Origin of the sequence: Nioella aestuarii, from assembly GCF_050896395.1 — a bacterium.
Lineage (GTDB): Bacteria > Pseudomonadota > Alphaproteobacteria > Rhodobacterales > Rhodobacteraceae > Nioella > Nioella aestuarii.
On record NZ_JBPBBA010000004.1, the window covers coordinates 151,839 to 175,348 of the forward strand.

26 protein-coding genes are annotated in these 23,510 nt (G+C 61.4%); 14 read left to right on the forward strand and 12 right to left on the reverse strand.

The genetic code is table 11. The features are described from left to right. The first annotated feature begins 12 nt into the window (after positions 1-12). The gene (locus ACROHD_RS04645; protein WP_432676182.1) at positions 13-441 is read left to right on the forward strand and encodes a VOC family protein; all 429 of its coding nucleotides are present in this window, start codon (positions 13-15) and stop codon (positions 439-441) included. Beyond that, positions 438-1,124 carry a DUF1194 domain-containing protein gene (locus tag ACROHD_RS04650; RefSeq protein WP_432676183.1) on the forward strand — a complete coding sequence of 229 codons (687 nt, stop codon included), beginning with the start codon at positions 438-440 and terminating at the stop codon, positions 1,122-1,124. The genes ACROHD_RS04645 and ACROHD_RS04650 overlap by 4 nt, the downstream gene beginning before the upstream one ends. A 169-nt stretch (positions 1,125-1,293) precedes the next feature. Here the strand turns inward: ACROHD_RS04650 and ACROHD_RS04655 are convergent, their stop codons facing one another. The 5 genes from ACROHD_RS04655 to yajC are packed head-to-tail and all read right to left on the reverse strand — an operon-like array spanning position 1,294 to position 5,349. After that, positions 1,294-1,647 (reverse strand): Mth938-like domain-containing protein, encoded by a 354-nt coding sequence (locus ACROHD_RS04655; protein ID WP_432676184.1) that lies wholly within the window; start codon positions 1,645-1,647, stop codon positions 1,294-1,296. Between the two features lie 14 nt (positions 1,648-1,661). After that, entirely contained in the window at positions 1,662-2,414 is a 753-nt protein-coding gene (locus tag ACROHD_RS04660) for a TSUP family transporter (protein WP_432676185.1), read from the reverse strand. Then, positions 2,407-3,378, reverse strand: a complete 972-nt coding sequence (gene secF, locus ACROHD_RS04665) for a protein translocase subunit SecF (RefSeq protein ID WP_432676186.1) — start codon at positions 3,376-3,378, stop codon at positions 2,407-2,409. The genes ACROHD_RS04660 and secF overlap by 8 nt, the downstream gene beginning before the upstream one ends. Before the next feature lie 4 nt (positions 3,379-3,382). After that, a complete protein-coding gene (secD, locus tag ACROHD_RS04670) occupies positions 3,383-5,047 on the reverse strand; it encodes a protein translocase subunit SecD (RefSeq protein ID WP_432676187.1) in 1,665 nt (554 codons plus the stop codon). Between the two features lie 20 nt (positions 5,048-5,067). Then, complete coding sequence (yajC, locus tag ACROHD_RS04675) at positions 5,068-5,349, reverse strand: preprotein translocase subunit YajC (RefSeq protein ID WP_432676188.1); 282 nt, start codon at positions 5,347-5,349, stop codon at positions 5,068-5,070. A gap of 231 nt (positions 5,350-5,580) precedes the next feature. On the opposite strand from yajC, the gene ACROHD_RS04680 reads away from it, so the two are divergent. Further along, entirely contained in the window at positions 5,581-5,889 is a 309-nt protein-coding gene (locus ACROHD_RS04680) for a pentapeptide repeat-containing protein (RefSeq protein WP_432676234.1), read from the forward strand. Between the two features lie 87 nt (positions 5,890-5,976). Here the strand turns inward: ACROHD_RS04680 and ACROHD_RS04685 are convergent, their stop codons facing one another. Continuing rightward, positions 5,977-6,183: a cold-shock protein gene (locus tag ACROHD_RS04685; RefSeq protein ID WP_071688420.1), complete on the reverse strand. Its 207-nt coding sequence runs from the start codon at positions 6,181-6,183 to the stop codon at positions 5,977-5,979. Positions 6,184-6,395: 212 nt separating this feature from the next. Here ACROHD_RS04685 and ACROHD_RS04690 point away from each other — a divergent pair, with 212 nt between their 5' ends. Next, a complete protein-coding gene (locus ACROHD_RS04690; RefSeq protein WP_432676189.1) occupies positions 6,396-6,722 on the forward strand; it encodes an arsenate reductase family protein in 327 nt (108 codons plus the stop codon). On the opposite strand, the gene ACROHD_RS04695 is transcribed toward ACROHD_RS04690, so the two are convergent. From ACROHD_RS04695 to ACROHD_RS04710, 4 genes are all read right to left on the reverse strand, one after another. Next, positions 6,704-7,273, reverse strand: coding sequence for a DoxX family protein (locus ACROHD_RS04695; RefSeq protein ID WP_432676190.1), 570 nt, complete (start codon positions 7,271-7,273; stop codon positions 6,704-6,706). The two genes, ACROHD_RS04690 and ACROHD_RS04695, sit on opposite strands and share 19 nt — an antisense overlap. Beyond that, positions 7,270-8,013, reverse strand: coding sequence for an HvfC/BufC N-terminal domain-containing protein (locus ACROHD_RS04700; protein ID WP_432676191.1), 744 nt, complete (start codon positions 8,011-8,013; stop codon positions 7,270-7,272). Before ACROHD_RS04700 ends, ACROHD_RS04695 begins: the two co-directional genes overlap by 4 nt. Positions 8,014-8,017: 4 nt before the next feature. Then, positions 8,018-8,872: an MNIO family bufferin maturase gene (gene bufB / locus ACROHD_RS04705; protein WP_432676192.1), complete on the reverse strand. Its 855-nt coding sequence runs from the start codon at positions 8,870-8,872 to the stop codon at positions 8,018-8,020. A 69-nt stretch (positions 8,873-8,941) separates the two neighbouring features. Continuing rightward, a complete protein-coding gene (locus tag ACROHD_RS04710; protein ID WP_432676193.1) occupies positions 8,942-9,313 on the reverse strand; it encodes a BufA1 family periplasmic bufferin-type metallophore in 372 nt (123 codons plus the stop codon). A gap of 353 nt (positions 9,314-9,666) precedes the next feature. Here ACROHD_RS04710 and ACROHD_RS04715 point away from each other — a divergent pair, with 353 nt between their 5' ends. Then, positions 9,667-10,035 (forward strand): hypothetical protein, encoded by a 369-nt coding sequence (locus ACROHD_RS04715; protein WP_432676194.1) that lies wholly within the window; start codon positions 9,667-9,669, stop codon positions 10,033-10,035. 3 nt (positions 10,036-10,038) lie between these two features. Here ACROHD_RS04715 and ACROHD_RS04720 read toward each other — a convergent pair whose 3' ends face one another. Continuing rightward, entirely contained in the window at positions 10,039-11,106 is a 1,068-nt protein-coding gene (locus tag ACROHD_RS04720; protein ID WP_432676195.1) for an NAD-dependent epimerase/dehydratase family protein, read from the reverse strand. A 102-nt stretch (positions 11,107-11,208) separates the two neighbouring features. After that, a complete protein-coding gene (thrS, locus tag ACROHD_RS04725) occupies positions 11,209-13,188 on the reverse strand; it encodes a threonine--tRNA ligase (RefSeq protein ID WP_432676196.1) in 1,980 nt (659 codons plus the stop codon). Between the two features lie 306 nt (positions 13,189-13,494). Here thrS and ACROHD_RS04730 point away from each other — a divergent pair, with 306 nt between their 5' ends. From ACROHD_RS04730 to ACROHD_RS04770, 9 genes are all read left to right on the forward strand, one after another. After that, positions 13,495-14,241, forward strand: coding sequence for an alpha/beta hydrolase (locus ACROHD_RS04730; RefSeq protein WP_432676197.1), 747 nt, complete (start codon positions 13,495-13,497; stop codon positions 14,239-14,241). Next, positions 14,234-15,217 carry an alpha/beta hydrolase gene (locus ACROHD_RS04735; RefSeq protein WP_432676198.1) on the forward strand — a complete coding sequence of 328 codons (984 nt, stop codon included), beginning with the start codon at positions 14,234-14,236 and terminating at the stop codon, positions 15,215-15,217. The genes ACROHD_RS04730 and ACROHD_RS04735 overlap by 8 nt, the downstream gene beginning before the upstream one ends. A gap of 98 nt (positions 15,218-15,315) precedes the next feature. Continuing rightward, positions 15,316-16,371 (forward strand): LacI family DNA-binding transcriptional regulator, encoded by a 1,056-nt coding sequence (locus tag ACROHD_RS04740; RefSeq protein ID WP_432676199.1) that lies wholly within the window; start codon positions 15,316-15,318, stop codon positions 16,369-16,371. A 54-nt stretch (positions 16,372-16,425) separates the two neighbouring features. Then, positions 16,426-17,769 (forward strand): ABC transporter substrate-binding protein, encoded by a 1,344-nt coding sequence (locus tag ACROHD_RS04745; RefSeq protein ID WP_432676235.1) that lies wholly within the window; start codon positions 16,426-16,428, stop codon positions 17,767-17,769. A 79-nt stretch (positions 17,770-17,848) separates the two neighbouring features. Further along, positions 17,849-19,093 carry a sugar ABC transporter permease gene (locus ACROHD_RS04750; protein WP_432676200.1) on the forward strand — a complete coding sequence of 415 codons (1,245 nt, stop codon included), beginning with the start codon at positions 17,849-17,851 and terminating at the stop codon, positions 19,091-19,093. 184 nt (positions 19,094-19,277) lie between these two features. Beyond that, the gene (locus ACROHD_RS04755) at positions 19,278-20,492 is read left to right on the forward strand and encodes a carbohydrate ABC transporter permease (RefSeq protein WP_432676201.1); all 1,215 of its coding nucleotides are present in this window, start codon (positions 19,278-19,280) and stop codon (positions 20,490-20,492) included. After that, a complete protein-coding gene (locus ACROHD_RS04760; RefSeq protein ID WP_432676202.1) occupies positions 20,489-21,790 on the forward strand; it encodes an MGH1-like glycoside hydrolase domain-containing protein in 1,302 nt (433 codons plus the stop codon). The genes ACROHD_RS04755 and ACROHD_RS04760 overlap by 4 nt, the downstream gene beginning before the upstream one ends. 3 nt (positions 21,791-21,793) lie before the next feature. Then, the gene (locus ACROHD_RS04765; RefSeq protein WP_432676203.1) at positions 21,794-22,846 is read left to right on the forward strand and encodes an ABC transporter ATP-binding protein; all 1,053 of its coding nucleotides are present in this window, start codon (positions 21,794-21,796) and stop codon (positions 22,844-22,846) included. A gap of 66 nt (positions 22,847-22,912) precedes the next feature. Then, entirely contained in the window at positions 22,913-23,503 is a 591-nt protein-coding gene (locus ACROHD_RS04770; RefSeq protein ID WP_432676204.1) for a hypothetical protein, read from the forward strand. Positions 23,504-23,510 lie beyond the last annotated feature (7 nt).

The window sequence follows — 23,510 nt, forward strand, 5'->3', positions numbered from 1 at the left end:
AGGGAAATCGGAATGGCACTCAAATATCTCCACACCATGGTCCGGGTGAAGGATCTGGAGGCCAGCATGGCCTTCTATGCGCTTCTGGGTCTCGTCGAGACCCGCCGCTATGACAGCGAGGCTGGACGCTTTACCAATGTCTTCATGGCCCCGCCAGAGCATCCCGAATGCCCACTGGAGCTGACCTATAACTGGGATGGGGATGAGGGGCTGCCCTCGGACAGTCGCCATTTCGGGCATCTCGCCTATGGGGTCGATAATATCTACGAGCTGTGCCAGCACCTGATGGACAATGGCGTGACGATCAATCGTCCGCCCCGCGAAGGGCGCATGGCCTTCGTACGCTCGCCGGACAATGTCTCGGTGGAGTTTCTGCAAAACGGTGAGGCATTGCCCCCGGCAGAGCCCTGGGCCAGCATGGAAAGCACCGGCCATTGGTGATCCGAGCCGCCCTCCTGGCGCTTGTGATGGCGCTGCTTTCGGGTCCGGCTGTCGCGCAGCAGACCTGCAGGCTGGCGCTGTTGCTGGCGCTTGATGTCTCGGCCTCGGTCGATGAGGCCGAGCACCAGATCCAGCGCAACGGATTGGCGGCGGCGCTGCTGGCGCCGGAAGTGCTCGACCCGCTTCTGAACGGTCCGGGCCCGGTGGCGTTGGCGATCTATGAATGGTCGGGGCGGTTTCAGCAGGACGTGATCTCGGATTGGCGTTTGGTCACCTCGCGCGCGCAGGTGCTGGAGATCGTGGAAGAACTGCAGACCACCCCGCGCACCACAGGTGAGTTTCCCACGGCCATCGGCTATGCGATCGGTTTCGCCGCCACGATGTTCGAACGCGCGCCGCCCTGTCTTTTCCAAACGCTCGACGTGGCAGGGGACGGCCAGAACAACGATGGCTTTGCCCCGGCGCTGGCCTATGAACATTTCCCCCTCGACGGAGTCACGGTGAACGGTCTTGCGATTGGCGGGGCGAGCCGCCGGATCGAGGAATATTTCGCAGCAGAGATCATACGCGGTCCCGGATCCTTCGTGGAACATGCCCTGAACCATCAGGAATTCGAGGACGCCATGCGCCGCAAGCTGGAACGAGAGCTGCGGGTGATGGTGCTTGGCGCGCTCACGCCTTGACGCTTTCAGCTTGGATCGAATGTCTCGGGGGAGCTGGAAGGCGACGGGGGTGGCAGCGCCCCAGAAACGCTCTTGCAAGAGCGTTGTGCGCGGCCCGGCCCCGTGACGTCTGGAACGCGCCCGAACCGGGCGCGCGGGTCGATGCGCGCGAAGCGCGCAGCGAAATCCCTCAGACAGGCAGCAACGCCGCGCCTACGCGGCGGCCTTCGGCCAGCAACACGTTATAGGTCCGCGCAGCAGAGGGCGATCCCATCGGCTCCAGCGGCAGCTCAGCGGCCTCCAGCACCCGGCGCAAATCGGCGGGCAGGGGGCTCATGTCCGCGCCGGTCCCGATCAGCAGCACATCAAGCGCGCCGGCCAGCGCCACTAGCGCGCCGGTATCGGTCAGCCCGCCCCAGGCGCGCACACCGTCCGGCAGGCACAGGACCGGCCCCTGAAAGACCTCTCCGCCAACCCGAAAAAACCCCGGTCCATAGCCATCGACCGGCCGCGCCTCACCAAAGCTGATCTCGTTCAACTGCATCTTGTCGCGTCCTCTCAGTCCCAGATCGGCAACCCGGTCAGCAGCGCCACCCCGATCACCCCGTAGGCAGCCCCTCGATAAAGCTTTTCGTGACGCGGATCAAACAGCGCCTGCCCCATCAGCGAGGTCAGGAAGTAGGGCACCGACAGGAGCAGCGCCAGAACCACCACACCGAACCCCACCGATCCGCGCAACAAGAGATTGCCGACAACAACCACATCCAGCATGGCGAGGAACAGGATCGTGTTGGCCCGGACAGATGCCACACCGGTTTGCCCGGCCAGATAGAACAGGATGACCGCAGGCCCGGTCAGCCCGGTCAGGCCGCCGAGCCCACCTGCTGCTGCGCCGATGCCCAAAAGTCCCGGAAGCGCAACCTGCCCACGATAGCGCCAGCCCGCGATCAAAGCTGTCAGGGTGATCATGGCCACCCCAGCCACGATCCAGCGTACAGCGTCGCGGTCCAGCTGGGTCAGCAGCGACAGTCCAAGCGGCACCGTCACGAGCGCCGCCAGCCCCATGGTGCCCACCTCGCGCCGGTCCGCCTGTCCCCAGGCCCGCGGCAGCAGGGCTGCGGTGCTGGCCACGCCGGTCAGCGTGATCAAGGCTATGACGATCTCGGGTTCCAGAAAGATGCCCGCCACCGGGACAAAGATCAGGGCCGTTCCAAAGCCGGTGAATCCGCGCACAATTCCGGCGGCTGCGATGGTCAGCAGAAGCCAGACCAGCCCCGGTGTTTCCAGGGCTGTGGCCAGGATCTCAGGCATCTATGTTGGCAAACTGAGTGCCGCCACCACCGCCATCGGTTTTGGTCCAATCCCGCTTGACCCCAAGGCGCATCAGCAGCGACGAGGCCACGAAGACCGAGCTATAGGTCCCGACAATAATACCCCAGATCATCGCGAACACGAACCCACGGATTACGTCGCCGCCAAGTACAAACAGGGCGATCAGCGCAATCAGCGTGGTGAACGAGGTCATGAATGTCCGGCTCAGCGTGTCGTTGATCGACACATTCAGCAGGTCTTTCAGTTCCATCTTCTTGTATTTGCGCAGGTTCTCGCGGACCCGGTCAAAGACAATCACCGTATCGTTCAGCGAATAGCCGACAATGGTCAGCAGCGCCGCGATGATGGCCAGATCGAAGCGGATCTGAAGCAGGCAGAAGATACCGATGGTCAGCGTCACGTCATGAACAAGCGCCGCCACCGCGCCAAGGGAAAACTGCCATTCGAAGCGCAACCAGATGTAGACAAGCACCGCCCCTATCGCGAGCGCCACTGCGATGATGGCGGTCTGCACCAGTTCCCCCGACACGGTTGGGCCGACGCTCTCGACCGAGGGGAAGGTGATGGTGGGATCGACCTGCTGCAAAACGGCCTCGATGGCGGCGATGGTCTCAGCCGTCACCGATTCCTGGCCGTCCTGGGCCTGCACGTTGATCAGCGTCACATGCTCATCTTCGTCAAAGGTCGGATCAAAGACCTCGGTGATGGAGATATCGCCAAGGTTCAGTTCTTGCAGGGCCTCTCGGTAAGCCGCAACATCGACAGCGGAGTGGGCATCGGTCCGGATGGTGGTACCGCCCCGGAAATCGATGCCGAAATTCAGGCCAACGACGAAAAACAGCACGATCGAGGCGATCACGGCGAGGCAGGACGCCCCAAGCGTAATCGTGTCGAAGCGGAAGAAATTCCAGTTCGTCTCGGACGGAACAAGCTTCAGACGCATCGGATTACACCTCGATTTTCTTGGGGCGACGGCGTTCGAACCATAGCAGGATCACAAGCCGGGTAACGTAGATGGCGGTAAAGACCGAGGTCACGATCCCCAGCCCAAGGGTGATGGCAAAACCCCGCACCGGACCGGATCCCATGACATAGAGGATCACAGCCGTGATGAAGGTGGTAATATTGGCGTCATAGATCGCCGAGCGGGCTTTTTCGTAGCCAAGCTCGATGGCCCGGGCCGGGCCTTTGGCCGTTTTCAACTCTTCTCGGATGCGCTCGAAAATCAGCACGTTGGCGTCAACGGCCATACCGATGGTCAGCACGATCCCGGCGATACCGGGCAAGGTCAGTGTCGCCCCAATGGCCGACAACAGCCCAAAGATCAGCGCCACGTTGATGATCAGCGCGATATTCGCGAAGACACCGAACAGGCCGTAGCTTGCAACCATGAAGATCAGCACCGCAATGCCAGCAACCATGGCCGCCACTTCGCCTGCGGCGATGCTGTCTGCGCCCAGTTCCGGGCCGATGGTGCGTTCTTCGAGGAAGCTCATCTCGGCAGGCAGGGCGCCTGCGCGCAGCAGAACCGCCAGTTCGGTCGACTCCTCCACGGTGAAGTTGCCGCTGATCTGGCCAGAGCCGCCGCAGATTGCCTCTCGGATGGTTGGGGCGGACAGCACTTCGTCATCCAGCACGATGGCAAAGGGTGCGCCGACATTTTCCTGACTGTAGCGGCAGAAGGTTTGCGCGCCCGAGGTGGTTAGACGGAACGTGACCGACGGCTGGCCGTTCTGGTCAAAGGCAGGCTGTGCATCCGACAGATCCTCGCCCGACAGAACCGGGGATTGTTCCAGCCGGTAAAGGATGGAGTCGTCTTCCACATCCGGCACCACGATCTCTCGGGATCCGGCTTCGACATCGCCTTCGCTTCCGCGACCGGTGACGGGATGGAAGGTGAGCTGTGCGGTGGTGCCGATCAGTCGCTTCAGCTCCTCGGCGCTGCCGATGCCGGGCACCTGGATCAGGATACGCCGCTCGCCCTGCCGCTGAATGGTGGGTTCGCGGGTGCCGACCTCATCAACGCGGCGGCGCACGATCTCGATCGACTGGCGCATGGTGCGGTCATTGGTGGCGGCGCGTTCGGCCTCGGACAGGGTGACGATGATGGTATCACCCTCGGCCCGGATATCGAGCGTCATCGCTCCAACGGCTGTTACGCTGCTAACCGGCTGGGACAGCGTTCGAACGGCGGCCAGTGCGGCGTTCATTCCATCGGGTTGGGAAATCCGCACATGCAGCTCGTCTGCGGGCGAGTCCTGACGGCGGATGGTGCCGACCGTCTCACGCTCTTCGCGCAGGATGTCGCGAACCGCAGGCCAGAGCGCATCCATCCGCGACTCATAGACGTCTTCAACCTGAACCTCGGCCAAAAGATGTGCGCCGCCGCGCAGGTCGAGACCGAGATTGACAAGCGAGGAGGGCAGGAAGCCGGGCCAGCCCGCCAGGTCTTCGGCCACGTCTTCCTCGGTCGCGAGGCCGGCCTCGATGGCGGCAACGGCGTCGTTATGGCGTTCCACCCGGGGGTAGAACAGATTGGGAATCGCAAACGCGAGCCCGAGGGCGACGAGGCCCCAGATCAGAACCCGGTTCCAGAGGGGGATATTGAGCATCGTCGCGCCTTCAGGTCTGATTATTCGCTTGCGGGTTCGGTCTTGTTTACAACGCGCACGATGGTGCTGCGCACGACACGGACCTTGACGCCTTCGGCCAATTCGACCTCGATTTCCTCATCGTCCTTGACCTTGGTGATCTTGCCGATGAAGCCGCCCGAGGTGATCACCTGATCGCCCCGGCGCAGGGCCTCGATCATCGCCTGATGTTGCTTGCGCTGCTGCTGCTGCGGGCGGATCATCAGGAAATACATGATCACGAAGATCAGGATAAGCGGGATAAAGCTGCCGATGGCTTCCATTCTGGGGCGTCCTTTTTTGGTCCGTGGCACGGGTGGCCAAAGCTGAGTGCGCCCCCGTGAAATCGGCGGCACGTTACTGGCGCAAAAGGAGAAGCGCAAGGCGCGCTGGCGGCGATTGCCCCTCCCCAAGGCCGGATAATGGGGGATATGGTGCGAGTTAGGGAAAACGCAATGCGTGAGAGGGTGGTTAATGAGTGACACAGTGACGTTGCCGGTCAGCCCGGAGACCTTCTGGGGGCTGACCTTACTTGCGCGGAGATGCAGGGGGCTGACTTCAGGGGTGCGAAGATGAGTGAGTGCACATACCTCACAGCGGCTACTCTTCGAGGTGCCGATGTGAGGTATGTGAATGAAACAACCATTGCACAGTTGCGGGACCATTGGGGAGATATTTTCGCTGATGGAAAGGTGCAAGTCCCTGAACGTGCGCGCCCGGAACACTGGGCAGATGATGAACTTAGCTGGAGTTACTTCCGTTCTCGTTGGCACGCCTGGCAGGAAACTCTGCTCGATTTCGACCCCTCCTGGCGCGGCGAGTAGCCCCTACGACGTTCCGCGCCCCATGAAAAAACGCCGCGAGCGGTGTCCCCCTCGCGGCGTCTTTCGTTTTCCGGATCACCGGATGGTTCAGAGCTTTTGCAGCTCCACCGCCGAGGCGCGGCCGTCGCGGCCTTCGCGCAGCTCGTAGCCGATTTTCTCGTTATCGGCGAGGCCGGTTAGCCCCGATCGTTCCACGGCCGAGATGTGCACAAACACATCCTTGCCGCCGTCGTCGGGCGCGATGAAGCCATAACCTTTGGTGGTGTTGAACCATTTTACGGTGCCAGTGGGCATGTCCGTTCTTCCTTCTCAAGTCTTCCTTGGTGCCACCCACGAGATGCGGCGGCGTGGTGCCGACAGACGACCCCTGCCTGACGTCCTTTAGAGAGCGGGACAGCGAAAACCTGTTGTCACGGCAGAAAAGATGGGGTGATTTCAGAAAAACGCAAGAAATTTCGTGCGGCTGTCATGGGAATGTCATGGGGTTGCACGGCAAGGAGGCATGAATGGAACTCTACGGTCTGAAAACCTGCGATACCTGCCGGAAGGCGCTGAAAACACTCGAAGGGGCGGGGCATCTGGTAAATTTTGTGGATGTGCGGGCCGCGCCTTTGGGGGCGGATAAGCTGGCCGAGTTTTTGGCCGCGTTCGGGGATGCGCTGGTCAATACCCGGTCGACCACATGGCGTGGCTTGTCGGAAGAGGAGCGCAAGGGCGCACCTTCCGATCTGCTGGCCGCGAACCCCGCCTTGATGAAGCGCCCCGTGATCCGGGCGGATGACGGGACGCTCTACTTAGGCTGGGGCAAGGATGTTCAGGCCACGCTGGTCTGAGGCAAGGCGCGGGCGCGCAGGGCGGCGTCAACGGACACCGGTCCGGCGCCCCGGAACACCATATAGGCCAGAAGGAACACCCAGAAGGCGCGCTGATCGAGGATCAGGGCATCGGAACCCGCATCGAACCATGCACCGATTACATCGGCACTGACCCCATGGCCGACGATATCGACATAGCTTTGCACAACGACAAAGCCGATCATTCCAAGTGAGGCCAGCCGGGTGAAGAGGCCAAGCACGATCAGCGCGGGAAGGATGAATTCGGCCCAGGTGCCAGCGACCACCACCAGCCGCCAGAACGTGCCAAGCTGGCTGGCGTCATAGCCCACGGCCTCGGACATGCGGGGCAGGATCTGCACATAGGCATTGAAATTGGGCTGGAAGAGGCCGGTGAATCCCTCGCCAAGCTTGGTCAGTCCGGAATTCCAGTAATAGACCATCAGGGTTGCGGCAAAGACGAAGCGCGCAAGCGTCGGCATCAGGATCGGCGCAAGGGTGGTTTCCAGCGCGGTGAAGATACGGTTGTGCAGGGAGACGAGGGCCATCATTGGTCGGGTCCTTTCTGGTTGGTCAGCGCACCGGAGGTGAGGAACAGTGTCAGGAGCGGGGCGAGGTCGAGCCCCGGCGCGGCCTCGATGGCGCGCTCAAGCGCAAGGGCGATAGTCGTGCGCCCGTCGAGCGCCTGAGCGAAGGCAATGCCACCTGCGGGCAGCAGATGCGGGATCGGGTCAAAGTCGGGCCGCGTGACAATGACGGTTTCGGCCACGGGCTGCGGTTTGGGGGCATCGGGTTGCGTATTGCGGCGCCAGATCCCGTGGATCGGATAGGGCGACGTGATGATCTGGGTGGCGGGCGCGAGGGTTGGGGTCAGTTCCATCAGCGTTTCCGGGTCCAGGCCAGCGGTGTTCAGCGGGTCCGCATCGGCGGCGTGGTAAGACCGGCGGATCGCCAGCTCCAGCCGGGCGATGTCGGCGAGGTAAGGGTAGGCCGCAAGGGGTTGAAACCCTTCCAGAAAGTCCGGCATCGCCTGCCCATATTGTGACAGGGCGCGGCTGGTGGGCGGATGGGTGCGAGAGAATATGAGCGCCAGCGTCTTGAAGCTTTTCTCGCCCAGAAGCTTGGCGAGCACCGGAAAGCCCGTCTCCAGCGCCTCAGACAGCGAGGCGGCAAGGTTGTTGCGGTAGACGTTGAAGCGTTTGCCCGCCGGGCGGCCCTTTGGGTCAACCATACCGGCGGGGACCGGGGCGGCGGGATCGAGGATTGCGGCGGTGAAGTCGGATTGTTGCATCGGATCACACCAGAGCCACTTGCAGGATCGCCGCGGCGCGGGCGGCCTCGGCCTCCAGCACCGGGAAATCGGGGACGTTGTTGTCCCATTCTACCAGCGTGGGCTTGGCCCCGCCGCGGGCGATAGTATGGGCGTAGAGCGTCCAGACCGGATCGACCACTTCGCGCCCATGGCTGTCGATCAGCAGCGGCGCGCCGTGCTCGTCTTCATCCTCATCATGGCCGCCCAGATGGATCTCACCCACCTGCGCCAGTGGGAACGCGTCGACATAGGCGACCGGGTCCCAGTTCTGGTTGGTGGCGGACACGAAGACATTGTTCACATCCAAGAGCAGCCCGCAGCCGGTGCGCTTTGCGATTTCCGAAAGAAACGTGACCTCATCCATCGTGGACTCGGCAAAGGCGAGGTATGTGGAGGGGTTTTCCAGCAGCATCGGACGCCCCAGAACTTCTTGCAGTTCATCGATATGGGCGCAGACGCGGGTCAATGTGGCCTCGGTATAGGGCAGGGGCAGCAGGTCGTTCAGGTAGTGGTCGCCATGGGTGGACCAAGCGAGATGTTCCGAGAAACTGGCGGGGTTCAGCCACTCGCAAAGATGCTTGAGGCGGGAGAGGTGATCGGGATCGAGCGGGCCTTCACCACCGATGGAGAGGCCCACACCGTGGACCGAAATCGGGAAGCGGTCTGCCAAAGCGCGGAGCTGTGCCAGCGGACGGCCGCCATCGCCCATGTAGTTCTCTGCATGGATCTCCAACCAGCTGACTGCGCCGGGCGCGGAGATAAGCGATTGGAAATGCTGGGGTTTGTATCCGATGCCCGAAAGGTTGGGCAAACGGTTATCCTGCGCGAGATCGTACATGGCGTGTCCCTTGGGTCTTGTGCAGACAAACCCCCGGCCCTTGGTGGCCAGGGGCAGGTCATGATTGGATCAGCCGTCCATCATCATGACATCGCGGTACTGGGCCAGAACGTCCTCGGCCAGACCATCGGGAAGGTCACGGGCCAGGCCGATGTAACCGTCGGCTTCCAGCGAGGCCTCGGATTCGCCCATGCGGCCGTCGGGCAATTCGATCTCAGCGCAGGTGCCGGCGGGGACCAGCGTCCAGGCGTTGCCCTGATAATCGATGGTGGAGGAACCGGCGCAGGTGGTGCCGGGACCAGCGGCGCAGCCGTTCTCACCGGCCAGCGAAACGCCGTAGCATTTTTCCATCGCCTGCGCCGAGGCGGAGGTGGCGGTAACGGCACCAAGCGCGGCGGCAACGGCGCCCATCAGGGCCAGCGATTTGATTTGGGTCGACATTGGGTAGCTCCCTTGAAACTGATAATTTCCGTGTCCCACCCGACGATCGGGTGATGGGAAAGTGGTAAGTCGCCGGGTCGATCACTGGCCAGTCACAGGCCCGTCAACCACGCGTGCGTGACCTGTTGTCAGGGCGGCGTGAGGCCGGTTAATTGGGCCAAGACGTGTGATTATCGATTGAATTCAGGGGATTGGATAAAAGATTCCTCCTAGGGGAAGGTGACGGATTTTTGCCTGCCGTAACCTACGGTCCGGGAAATGTTTCAACCGAAAGTGGTGCTTTGGGCTTGGCTCTCTGCCGGATCGTGCCTATCTCGGGGTCCGAACAGGCAAGACAGTATCGGAGAGCCTTCATGCGCAACGCAGCCCTCGTTCTGGGAATCATAGGCGGCATTCTGGGAATGATCGTCGGGTTCTTCGGCTATGGTTACGTGACCTTTATCGACACATTCGGCGAGGTGCCTGACATTGCCAGCCAGGTGGAAAACCCCGATCTGATCAAGGCGGCCAGTATCATTTCCCCCATTCTGGCACTGGCTGGTGGGGCCATGGCGCGGGCGCGGGCGCTGTGGGGCGGGATCTTCCTGCTGCTGTCGGCGGCGGGGATGTATTATGCCTTTGGCTTTGGTGTTTTCACCATGTTCCCGATTGCGCTGTGTGGTCTGGGTGGCCTGCTGGCCATCGCGGCTGGACGGCCGGATGAGGAAGTGAGCCACTTCTGAGCGCTAGAGCACGGCGCGCAACACCGACAAAGCGCCGCGTTTCCAAGGCACCCGGTGCGTGACGCCCGCGCCCTTGGCGATCCGGTCGCGGTTCGCCAGATACCAGTCAAAGTTGCGCAGCAGCGCGTCGATGTTGGAATACCGTGGGGTGTAGCCCAACTTGTCGCGGGCGCGGTCGATGCTGACGAAACTGTCCTTCGACGCGGTCTCATAGATCCATTTGTAGAGTGGCGAGAGATGCACCGCCTCCAGCCCGCGCAGGGTCCAGATGGCGGGCGTTGCGGGAAAACCGATGATATGCTTGCCAAAACCCGCCCGGTCCAGCACCGCCTGAAAACTCTCACGCATGGTGCCGAACTCTGCCGCGCCAATGTTGAACGTGTCGTTCACCGTGTCGGCCTCGCCAAAAGCGGTCAGACAGATCGCCGCGTTCAGATCATCCACATCGAGGAGCTGATAGCGGTTCTGCCCTGATCCCAAAACAGGGAAGTTATGTCCTGTGGAGGCGAAATCATACAGCAGCTCAAACGCCCCGAGCCGTTCCGGCCCGACGAAGCTTTTAGGTCGGAGGACCGGCAGCACCAGGCCGTCGGAGCGGTATTGACGGCACAGCCGTTCGGCCATCACCTTGGAATCGCCATAGGGCCCCACACCCTGCATCGGGTCGGCCTCCACCAGCGGGTGGTGATCGGGGATGCCATAGACCGCGGTCGAAGAGATATGGACGAAGCGCCCGATACCCTTTCGCAGCGCCGACTTCAGCAGCAAATGAGTGCCATCGGCGTTGGTTGAATAAATCTCTTCTTGGCTTGCAAGGGGCAAAGCGGCGGCGCAGTGCACCACGATATCGACCCCGTCGAAGGCGCGATCATGGAGTGTCTGGTCGCGGATATCACCTTGCAGAACGTCTATGAGGTCCGCCTCCGGGTAGGTGAAGGGCGCGATATCCCAACTGCGCAGGGAATGACCCTGCGCCAGAAGGTGCCGGATCAGGTTGATCCCCAGGAAACCGGCACCGCCGGTGACGAGGATGGTCCTTTTGCGATCAGAGAAGGTGCTTGGCGTTGTCATTCACTCACTAATGCCGTGTTTCTTCCGGCAGGATATGATCTGGATCAACGAAAAAGGCCGGCCCCTATCGGGACCGGCCTTGGAGTTTGATCACATAACAGATCAGCGGAGATCGGGCGCGACCGCATCCGCGGCGAGAGAGGCCACAACCTCATTCAGTCCCAGAACCGAGGTCTGTTTTTCCCCAAGGCGGCGCAGCGTAACCGTGCGCTCCTCCACCTCTTTGCGGCCAATGGCGAGGATCACCGGAACCTTGCCCACAGAGTGCTCGCGGACCTTGTAGTTGATCTTTTCGTTGCGAATATCGGCCTCGGCCCGAACACCTTGCGCAGTCAGGGCGGCGACGACCTCCTGCACATACTCATCGGCCTCGGACACGATGGAAGCCACGACCACCTGGCGCGGGGCCAGCCAGAAGGGCAGCTTGCCTTCCCAGTTCTCGATCAGGATGCCGATGAAGCGTTCGAACGACCCAAGGCAGGCGCGGTGCAGCATGAAGGGCCGGTGCTTGGCCCCATCCTCACCCGTATAGTTCGCATCCAGCCTCTCTGGCAGGTTCGGGTCCACCTGGAACGTGCCGCATTGCCAGACCCGGCCAATCGCGTCGGTCAGGTAGAAGTCGAGCTTGGGTCCGTAGAACGCCCCGTCGCCCGGTTCCAGCGTGTAATTGCGGCCAACGGCCTTGATCGCGTTTTCCAGCGCGCCTTCGACATAGTCCCAGCTTTCATCGCTGCCCACGCGCTTTTCGGGGCGGGTGGCGAAGCGGATTTCAAATTCGGGGAAGCCAAGTTCCGCATAGACATTGGCCAGGAAGTCGATGAAGCGGGCGCATTCTTCCTGGATCTGATCCTCGGTGCAGAAGATGTGCGCGTCATCCTGGGTAAAGCCACGCACCCGCATGATGCCATGCAGGGCACCCGACGGCTCGAACCGCGCGCAGGAACCGAATTCAGCCAGTCGCAGGGGCAGGTCGCGATAGCTTTTCTGACCTTGGTTGAATACCTGAACGTGACAGGGGCAGTTCATCGGCTTGAGCGCATTGATCCGCGTTTCGGCCCGGTTTTTGGCGCTGGCATCGTCATTCTCGCCGTCGCGGCTTTCGTCCACTTCGACAATGAACATGTGATGCTGGTACTTTTCCCAGTGGCCAGAGGCTTCCCACAGCTTGCGGTCCACGACCTGAGGCGTGTTGATTTCGCGGTAGCCGCCAGCGCGCTGTTTGCGGCGCATGTAGTCCTGCAACGTGGTGTAGATGGTCCAGCCATTGGGGTGCCAGAAGACCTGACCGGGGGCTTCTTCCTGCATGTGGAAGAGGTTCATCTCGCGGCCAAGCTTGCGGTGGTCGCGCTTGGCGGCCTCCTCCAGCATCGTCAGATGCGCCTTGAGATCGTTCTTGTTGCGGAAGGCGACGCCGTAGATGCGCTGCAACATCGCGCGCTTGCTGTCGCCGCGCCAATAGGCGCCCGCGACGTTCATCAGTTTGAAGGCATCCGCCGGAACCTGACCGGTATGCTGAAGATGCGGGCCTCGGCACAGATCCTGCCAATGCCCGTGCCAATACATACGCAGAGGTTCGTTGCCGGGAATGGCCTCGATCAGCTCCACTTTGTAGGGCTCGTTATTGGCCTCATAGAACTTCACGGCGCGGTCACGATCCCAGATTTCGGTGGTCACGGGATCGCGGCGGTTGATGATCTCACGCATCTTCGCTTCGATCTGGCCGAGGTCTTCCGGGGTGAAAGGCTCCGACCGGTCGAAATCGTAGTACCAGCCGTTTTCAATCACCGGGCCGATGGTGACTTTCACGTCTGGCCAGATCTCCTGCACGGCGCGGGCCATGATATGGGCGCAGTCATGGCGGATCAGCTCCAGCGCCTGCGCGTCGTCCTGCATGGTGTGAATGGCGATGGAGGCATTGTCCTCGATCGGCCATTGCATGTCCCAATGGGCACCGTTCACGGTGGCGGAAATGGCCTTCTTGGCCAAGGAATTGGAAATGCCGGCGGCCACATCGGCAGGCGTCACGCCAGCCGCGTAGTCACGGGAATTGCCATCGGGGAAAGTCAGGGAAATCTGGGCCATCTGGCACAAGCTCCTCGTCGGTTTGGCGCCCACGGAACGCCCGGTTGCGGGTATATGGTTTCGGGGGGCAGAGGTGACGCCTGGCGCGCCCTGTGTCAAGGGTGGATGCACCCGCCCGGCCTGATCCCGTACCCTTGCCATTCACCTGAACACCGTCTGTCCACGTTAATAGGGCGGGGGAGGCCCTTGCTTGACGCAATGTCATCCCGATCAAAGGCCACCATTTTTCGGGCGCCTGGCTATAATTTCTTGTTCCCAAGCCGTGCCACGGGCAAAACCATGGGAAAAAGAGGAGGCAACCGGACCATGACCCCACAGACGCTGACCACACGGCAGGGACGCACCATCGCCTTTCACCAGAGCGCGGGCGCGGGACCGGGCGTGGTGTTTCTGGGCGGGCTGAAATCCGACATGCAGGGCAGCAAGGCGCTGCATCTGGAGGCCTGGGCCAAGCGCACGGGCCGGGCCTTTCTGCGGTTTGACTATTCCGGGCATGGCGAAAGTTCTGGCCAGTTCACCGATGGGTGTATAGGCGATTGGGCCGAAGATGCCGAGGCCGCGATTATCACGCTGACCGAAGGCCCGCAAATCCTTGTGGGATCGTCCATGGGTGGCTGGCAGTCGCTGCTCTTTGCGCGAAAACACCCGGATCTGGTGGCCGGTCTGGTGGGTATCGCCGCTGCCCCCGATTTCACCGAGGACGGCATGTGGGGCAGCTGGTCTGATGCCCAGAAGGCCGAGATGGCTGCGACAGGGCAGGTTGCTTTGCCATCGGACTATGGAGAGCCCTACATCATCACAAAACGCATGATCGAGGATGGCCGCAATCAACTGGTCCTGCGTAGCCCGCTTGTGATCAATGCTCCCGTGCGATTGTTACAAGGCACGGCGGATGCGGATGTGGACATGTCCGTTGCCTTGCGCCTGCTTGCCCATGTGGAGGGGCCGGATATCCGGCTGGAACTGGTGAAGGGTGCCGATCACCGCTTTTCCGATGACTATTGCCTGTCGCGCATCGAGGCGGCGATCGAGGATGTTCTGACCCATGTTTAGATTTCTGAAACGGCTCGTCCTGCTTGCCATCGCGGTGGTTGCACTTGCCGCTGGCCTTTTGTTTCTTGGCCCGCGAGAACGCATCGAACGCGGCGCACCTGCGTCCCTTGAAGGCAGGGGCATCGCAGAGGTGCTGGCGGCGCGAGAAGCGGCCTTTTCCGACATTACTCCCGGTACAGAGGCGCGGGTGATCTGGGCCGGTGCACCCGAAACACAGACGCCGCTGTCGATCCTCTACCTGCACGGGTTTTCGGCCACATCTGAAGAAATCCGGCCGGTTCCCGACACGGTGGCCGAAGCACTTGGCGCGAACCTGATCTATGCGCGCCTGTCTGGCCATGGTCGCGATGGTGATGCGCTGGCGGCGTCTACGGCAAGCGAATGGGCCGATGACGCGGCGCTGTTCCTCGATCTGGCACGCATGGCCGGGGAACGGGTGCTGATCATGGGCACCTCGACAGGTGCGACGCTGGCGGCTTACGCGATGACGGAACCCGACATGGCTGAAAACGTGGCTGGCGTGGTAATGGTGTCGCCCAATTTCCGGGTCGCGAACCCCGCTGCCGCCATCACCGAACTGGCCTTTGCACGCCGTCTCGTACCGCTTTTGGCGGGTGAGGAACGAGCATGGGAGGCGTTGAACGAAGGCCATGGTCGCTACTGGACGACTCGCTATGGAACCGGGGCCCTGACAAGCCTTGGAACCTTGATGCGAGAGGCAAGGAACCGCGACTACAGCGGTGTTTCGGCACCGGTTCTGGTGATTTTTTCAGAAAATGATCAGGTGGTTTCGGCAGCGGCCTCTCGTGAGTTTATCGCGGGCTGGGGCGGCCCTGTGACTCTGGCCCCACAGACCCTGCCCGAGACCGGCGCTGACCCTTATTTCCATGTGATTGCGGGCGATATTCTGAGCCCCGCAATGACCGCGCCAGTGGCGGAAACGATCCTCGAATGGACGGCTGAAATCCTACCCTGACAAGCGCCTGTTTCGGGGCGGTTTCGGTGGATGGGGTGAAAAACCCCTTGCCGAAACCGGTTTCGGAGCCGAGCGTTTGAGTCGGGAGAAGGAAAACTATGTCCGTCGTTCAGTTCAAATCCGGCAATCGGGGCCGCGTCACGATCAACGATCTGGCGCAGGAATTGGGGATTGCCAAGGGCACGGTCAGCCGGGCGCTCAATGGCTATCCTGATATCTCGGATGCGACCCGCCTGAGGGTAACGCGCATGGCCGAGCGCATGGGGTATCGGCCCATGGCGCAGGCGCAGGCGATCCGCACCGGGCTGTCCCGGTCTCTTGGGTTGGTTCTGAACGCGGGGCCGGGAAATGCACACAAGCCCTTCCTGACCGATTTCCTCGACGGGATCAGCCGCGCCGCTTCGGAAGAGGCCTGGTCCCTGACCGTCGCCACCGCCTTTGACGAGGAAGACGAGGTCGCCACAATGGCGCGACTTGTCGAGGAGCGGAAGGTTGATGGGTTCATCCTGCCACGTACCAAGATCCAGGATGCGCGCATCGACTTGCTGCGCAAATTGGAGGTTCCGTTTGTGCTCTATGGCCGCACAGGTGACCCCAAGGGCTGTGCCTGGTTCGACATTTCGGGCGAAGATGCCATGCGGGACGGGGTCTTGCGTATGGCGGGGATGGGACACCAGCGGATTGGCTTCATCAACGGTCTTACAGTCTACAATTACGCCACGCTGCGCCTTGACGGTTTCAAAGAGGGGCTGTCCAAAGCAGGCCTTCAGGTTGACGCCAACCTGATCCGAGACGGCGCAACCACCATCGCATCGGGTGAGGCCCTGGGGCATGAGCTGTTGGATCAGCCCAATCCACCCACGGCGATTGTCTGTGCATTGGATCTGGCAGCGCTTGGGGTTTACCGCGCAGCAGAGGCGCGGGGGCTTGTCATCGGTCGCGACCTGTCGGTCCTGTCCTACGATGGCATTCCAGAGGCGGCCACAGCAACGCCTCCGCTGACCACTTACGCGGTCGATACCCGCGCTGCAGGCGCGCGTTTGGCAAAGATGCTGTTTGCCCTGATCCGGGGGGCCGCCCCCGACAAACTACGCGAAACCGTCCCGGCCCATCTGATCGCTCGCGGTTCTGATGGACGGGCACCCAATACCTGAGTGCCGGGTGAACCCGGCGAAAGAGACCAACCAAGGGAGTGAACTATGACTTTGATGACCAAGACAGGACGGGCTTTGCTGCTGGCAGCTGCCTCGACCCTGGCGCTCAGCGCCGCTGCCGGGGCGGACACGATCCGCTTCTGGACCACGGAAGAACAACCCGAACGTCTTGCCCGGCAAGAGGCAATGGCTGCGGACTTCACCGAAGAAACCGGCATCGAAGTGGAGGTTATCCCGGTCACCGAATCCGATCTGGGCACCCGCGCAACGGCGGCCTTTGCGGCTGGTGATCTGCCCGACGTGATCTACCATCCGCTGCAATACGCACTGCCTTGGGCAGAGGCGGGCATTCTCGACACCGACGCCGCATCTGATGTGATCGACGTGCTCGGCATGGAGACTTTCGCATCCGGCGCGCTGGAAATGGCTGCAACGCCGGACGGCTATGCCTCGGTACCGGTGGATGGCTGGACGCAGATGATCGTCTATCGCGCCGACCTGTTTGCGGAAAACGGGCTGGAGCCGCCCAACACCTACGCAAACGTGCTGGCTGCCATCGAAGCTCTGCACAATCCGCCAGAGATGTTCGGCTTCGTCGCCGCAACCAAGGTGGACGAAAACTTCATGAGCCAGGTTCTGGAACATGTCTTCCTTGCCAACGGCGTGTCGCCAGTGGACGAAGACGGTGTTGCTGAACTGGATGTGGACGCCACCACCGAGGTTTTGGAATTCTACCGTGCCATCGTGGAGGCAAGCCCGGAAGGTGAACTCTTCTGGCAGCAATCTCGCGAGCTTTACTTCGCGGGCCGCGCGGCGATGATTATCTGGTCGCCCTTTATCCTTGATGAACTGGCCGGTCTGCGTGACAGCGCCCCGCCCACCATCAACGATGATCCGACCAGCCGGGATCTGGCTGCCGCGACTGGCATCGTGACCAACTTTGCTGGTCCCTCGAACCCCGATGGGGCAGCTTGGGGCGATGTGCGTTACTTCGGGATCACCGCTGATGCGGATACCGATGCGGCGATGCAGTTCGTGGAATACTCCATGAACGAAGGCTACACCGCGACGCTGGCCATCGCACCCGAGGGCAAGTTTCCGGTCCGCCGCGGCACTGCGGAAGACCCCACGGCCTTCGCAGATGCATGGGCCGAGCTTGAGGTTGGCGTCGACCGCCGCGCACCGCTTGGCGAGCTCTACGCTCAGGAGATGATCGACGAAATCGTCGGCGGCCTGGATGTCGCACAGCGTTGGGGTGTTGCAGAGGGCCAGCTGGCGCTGGCAAGCCGCATCATCAACAGCCAGGTCATCAACCGCTTGGTGCGTGAATATATCGATGGCGAGCGTGATGCCGCCGCGACGGTCGCGCTTATGAACGAAGAAATAGCTGGCCTCTGATAGGTCTGCTTCCTCCTGGCCCCGGTTTCCTCAATCAACCGGGGCCACCCCTTTCCTTATTATTAACCGGAGCGGATGAATGACCTCTGCCGTCCCCCCAAAGGGCACCGGCCCCCTTGCGCGCCGTGAAGCGCGACTGGCCTGGGGCCTTCTGTTGCCGACCCTCTCGGCGGTGGCGTTGGTGGTGATCCTTCCGCTTCTCGCGATCTTCTGGATCAGCGTGAAGCCGGTGGAACTGGCCGACCTGCGCGCCCCTGCTCCGGTTGCGAGTGAACAGATGCGAGGCCGCCCATCTGACGCGGGCGACGACGCCACATGGCAATTCCGGATCCGCAATTCCTCGCCCGAAGAGGTGATCACCGGAGTTACCCTGCGCGATGCATTGCCATTAGGCTTCATGCCGGGCGAGATTGACCCGCGCTGCACCTTGTCCGGTTCAGACCTGTTCTGCGATCTTGGCGATCTCGACGGCGGTCAGAGAGAAACCATCGCGATCGAAGGCACTGTATCGCAAGACTATTTCGACAATGAAACAGATGTCGACGATGTCGAGCCGGTTTTGACTGGCGAAGCGGATTTCATCCTGACCAATGCGGAATTCACCTTCGAGAACTTTGCCCGCTTGTTTGATAGCCGAGACTTCTGGGCGGTGATCTGGGCGACCATGTTCTATACCATCGTGGGCACAATCGGTGCGCTTGTCGTCGGGCTGTTTGCGGCACTGCTCTTGAACCGCAGCTTTCGGGGGCAGGGAATTCTGCGCGGGTTCTTCTTGTTCCCCTATGTTGCGCCGGTGATTGCGGTGGCGTTTTCGTGGGTGATTTTGTTCGATCCGTTCTCAGGCTCGGTGAATGCGCTCTTGGTGCAGATGGGCGTGGCCGAGAGCAGCATCAACTTCTTCGGGGAACGCCCGCTGGCGCTGATCATGGTGACGGTGTTCGAGATCTGGCGCTATTTCCCACTGTCTTTCCTGTTCATCCTCGCGCGGATGCAATCCATTGATACGGATATGTACGAGGCTGCCGATATGGATGGGGCGAGCCCTTTTCAAAAGTTCCGGTACCTCAGCCTGCCGCAACTGATGGGCATCCTTAGCGTACTGTTTTTGCTGCGCTTTATTTGGACGTTCAACAAGTTTGACGACATCTTCCTGCTGACCGGCGGCAATGCCGGGACGCGGACGCTGACGGTCAATGTCTACGAGCAGGCCTTCGAGCTGTCCAATATCGGCGCGGGCGCGGCTGTGGCAGTTGTGATCCTGTTGTGTCTGCTGGCATTTTCCTGGGGCTTCTTCCGCTTCATGTCGCGGGAGGAGGGGCTATGAGGACAGGTTATTTTCCTGCTTTCGGCGTCGATCCGTGTGTGCTTTCCGGGCGTGAAACCGCCGTTGCCGCCCGTACACCGGGCGTACACCCCCCATACATCCCCCGTGGATACGCAGGACCGCTATCCGCGGGCTGTGGCGGCACCCGCCGGAGCATTCCACTAAATCTGAAGGAGGCGGCGCAATGAGCAGGCTTTGGCATGGGGCCTTCGTCGGGCCGCAGATAGGTATCCTCTGGGCCTTCGTGATTTCGGTCTCGGTTTCGGTTCTTCTGTCCTTTACGACCGGCGGTGCCTTTCGGCCGGGGCTGCTCGGCATTGTGATCAGCGGCGCGGTTCTGGGTCTGGCTGGTGTTCGCCAACCCGGTGCGCCCGCGCTGGTCGCTCTGGGGGTCGCGCTGGGCGTAGGGCTTGGGTTCACTCCTGTGGCGCCGATCCTGTTCGGGGACGGCACAGAAGTTGCTCTGAAGCTGTTGGCCGGGGCCCTGTTCGGCCTTTTCACGGGGTGGCCGCTTTCCACCATGTTGGCCGAAAGCCCCGCAGGGGCGATGACCCGGCATGAATTCGAAGAGGCTGAGATCCGGTTTCTGTCCGGGTTTGGCTATGTGTTCTTCACCGCGATTGTGGCCATTCCTTTCTACGTGATGGTGATGACCAGCCTGAAAAGCCAGGGCGAATTGATTGCAAATCCACTCGATTTCACCATCGACCTGAGCCAGGGCTGGGGCCTTTTCCGGTCCTATGTGGAGCTGTTCCGAGACTTCAATTTCGGCCGCTATATGTGGACCAGCTTTTTCGTCTCGGTGCTGACGGTGTTCATTACCCTGGCCTTCAGCATCCCCGGCGCCTACGCGGTCGCGCGACTGCGCTTTAAGGGGCAGAAGACCATGGGCCGGTCGATCCTGCTGATCTACATGGTGCCGATGATCGTGCTGGCGCTGCCGATCTACATCGTCTTCTCGATGACGGGTTTGCGTAACTCGATCCTGGGCATCGTGATGATCTATCCGGTCACGACGATCCCTGTCGCGCTTTATATGTTGCAGGGCTATTTCCGCGGGCTGCCTGCCGAGGTTGAAGAAGCGGGCCTGATGGACGGGCTAAGCCGCTTGAAAGTGATCTGGAAGATCACCCTGCCGCTGTCGTTGCCCGCGCTGGCGAGCGTGTCGCTCTATGTTTTCATGATCGCGTGGAACGAGTTCCTGTTGGCCTTCATGCTGCTCGATGATCCGTCACGCTTCACGCTGACGCGCGGGGTGGCGATGCTGAACAGCTCGGAAGTGCCGCGACAGCACCTTATGGCGGGGGCGGTCATCGCCACCCTGCCGGTTATGGCCCTGTTCCTGGGGCTGGAGAAATTCATGACACGCGGATTGACCGCGGGGTCGGTCAAGGGATGACGGGTATGTTCGATATGACGACAGAGCGGGTTGATCAACTGGATGCCGAGGCCCGCAGGATCCTGCGCCTGAACGATCGCGGAGGGTATACCGTGCCGACGGCGGGGCTCTATCCCTACCAATGGAACTGGGACAGCGCCTTTGCTGCTTTTGGCTTTGCCGCGTTCGATATCGACCGGGCCTGGACTGAGCTGGAAACCCTCATGGCGGGCCAGTGGGAAAACGGCATGGTGCCGCATATCCAATTCCACGTTTCCGATCCGGGCTATTTTCCCGGTGCGGATGTCTGGGGCACAGACGGGGCTGTCGGCAAAGGTGAGGGCCGGGTTGCCTCTTCGGGGATCAGCCAGCCCGCGGTTGCAGCCAGCTTTGCCTGGCGGATCTACCAAAAAGATCCGGGCGCGGGCATGGCGCGGTTGCGGGGAATGTTCCCGCGCCTGATGGCGTTTCATCGATGGTTCATCGCGGCACGGGCGGAATCCGGCGCTGTGGCGATCAGCCATCCTTGGGAAGCAGGGCGCGACAACGCACCGGATTGGGACGAGGCGATGGCAGGGTTCGAACCCGAGGGAGTCGCCGCCTATACCCGCCGAGACACGGGCCATGTGGATCCCAAGATGCGGCCAACAAAGGCCGACTACGATCGCTATATCTGGCTGGTGCAGTTTGGCCGCGAACGCAAATGGGATGATGCGGCGATTGCGGCAGAGAGCCCGTTCCGCGTGGCCGACCCGACGCTGACCTTTACATTGATGCGGGCCTGCCGGGATCTGGCCCGGATCGCGGATGCCTTGGGCGAGGACCGCACAGAGATTGACGGCTGGATCACGCGGTTGGAAGCCGGGGCCGAGACATTGTGGAATCCCGATACCGCCTGTTACGACAGCCGCAACCTGCGGACCGGACGGCTGGCGGGTTGTGTCACCAATGCCTCTTTCCTTGGCTGGTGGGGAGGGCTGCGCGATGGCCAGCCTCTGGACACCCTGCACAGGATATTGGCCGCCGCCCCCTATTCGGTGCCGAGCTACGACCCGACGAGCCCGAAATTCGAGGGGCTGCGCTATTGGCGCGGGCCGGTCTGGGGGGTCATGAACATGATGGTGGGCGTCGGGTTGGCCGAAGCGGGCTTGAAAACCGAGGCGGAGCGCGTGCGCAGCGACACCGCTCGGTTGATTTCCGAGCATGGATTTGCCGAATATTTCGACCCACATAACGGAACGCCTGCCGGTGGAGGAACCTTCACCTGGACGGCGGCAATCTGGCTCGGATGGGCCTCTCCCAATGCAGAGGAGCTGTGAGCCATGGGCGCTATCACGTTGAATGCCGTTGAGAAATGGTACGGTGACGTTCAGGTCATCAAGGGTGTGGATCTTGAGATCAATGACGGGGAGTTCGTCATTTTCGTGGGGCCGTCGGGCTGCGGGAAATCGACCTTGCTGCGGATGATCGCCGGTCTGGAAGAAACCAGTCGGGGTCAGGTGATGATCGACGGGCGTGATGCCACGGCAGAGCCGCCATCGAAACGCGGTCTGGCGATGGTGTTCCAGAGCTATGCACTCTATCCGCATATGTCGGTGGCCGAAAACATGGGGTTTTCCCTGAAAACCGCAGGCGCACCAAAGGCAGAAATTGAAGAGAAAGTGGCCGAGGCCGCCCGTGCGCTGCGGCTGGAGGAGTATCTGGAACGCCGGCCAAAAGACCTGTCGGGCGGACAGCGCCAGCGGGTTGCCATCGGCAGATCCATCGTGCGTGACCCCACGGCGTTTCTATTCGATGAACCTCTATCCAATCTGGACGCGGCGCTGCGGGTCGAGATGCGGTACGAAATCGCCAAGCTGCATGAACAGCTCGATTCCACCATGATCTATGTGACCCACGATCAGGTCGAGGCCATGACGCTGGCGGACCGGATCGTGGTGCTGAGCGCGGGAAAGATCGAGCAGGTGGGCAGCCCGAGGGAATTGTATGAACGGCCTGGAAATCTGTTCGTGGCGCAGTTCATCGGCAGCCCCAAGATGAACATCCTGCCCTGCACGGTCAGCGGGGGCGCTTTCCATATTCAGGATGGGCGCAGCGGACCGGCACAAGGCGCGGATGGCGCTGTCAATCTTGGGATTCGTCCCGAGGCCATCGAATTGGGAGAGCCGGGAACCGGTCATTTGGATGGCGTGGTCGACCTTGTTGAGTATCTTGGCGCTGACAACTATCTGGTGATCGATTGCGGCACATCAGGCAAGTTGACTGTTCGCGCCGATGGTGAAGAAGTCATTCGCGTGGGCGATCAGGTCGGACTTTGCTTCTCAGAGGGCAGAACCCACTTCTTCGACACGGCTGGACTGGCCTTGCAGATGTAAAACAGTTGCCATGAAGAGGGGGCTCTGCAACTCTGCTGAAAAGTCATTTTCAGACAGGGGTATTTCATGAGCCTGCTCAAATCTGTGTCTATAGGGCTGATGTCACTGGCTCTTGCCGGGCCTTCTATGGCGCAGGACTGGGGGATTGAGTCCGAGTTCTCACAAGGCTGGTTCTTTGCCGGTACCGGCACTGATGGCGGACCGATCAGTTTCAATTGCGCCGGGCATTACCCAACCGCAGATTGGTCCTATGGCGAGGGCGGCGGGCCCTATGATCCCTATATCATTCATGTCTCGATGACCGAGGCGCTCGGCCCGATTGACTGGAGCCAACCCGACGCCGGACGCCGGTCGGACATTATCTTTTCCATCGGCGGTCTTGGGTATCAGTTTCCACAGGTTCAGTGGAACGACATGCTTGGTGATTGGGGTGTTGTGATTTCCATGGGCGATCCGCTGATCACCGCGTTGCTGGCCGGCGGCCCAAGCGAGCTGTGGGCCGGGGATCAGCGCATCGCGCAGCTTTCGGGCACTGGGATTTCGGCCAATCTTGCGCAGGCCATTCGGTTCTGCGATGGCCATTGGGCAGCCATGGGGGTGCAGGTGCCCCAACATGCGGCACAGACCGTCATGACACTGCGCGCGCAGGGTGGGTAGGTATTTT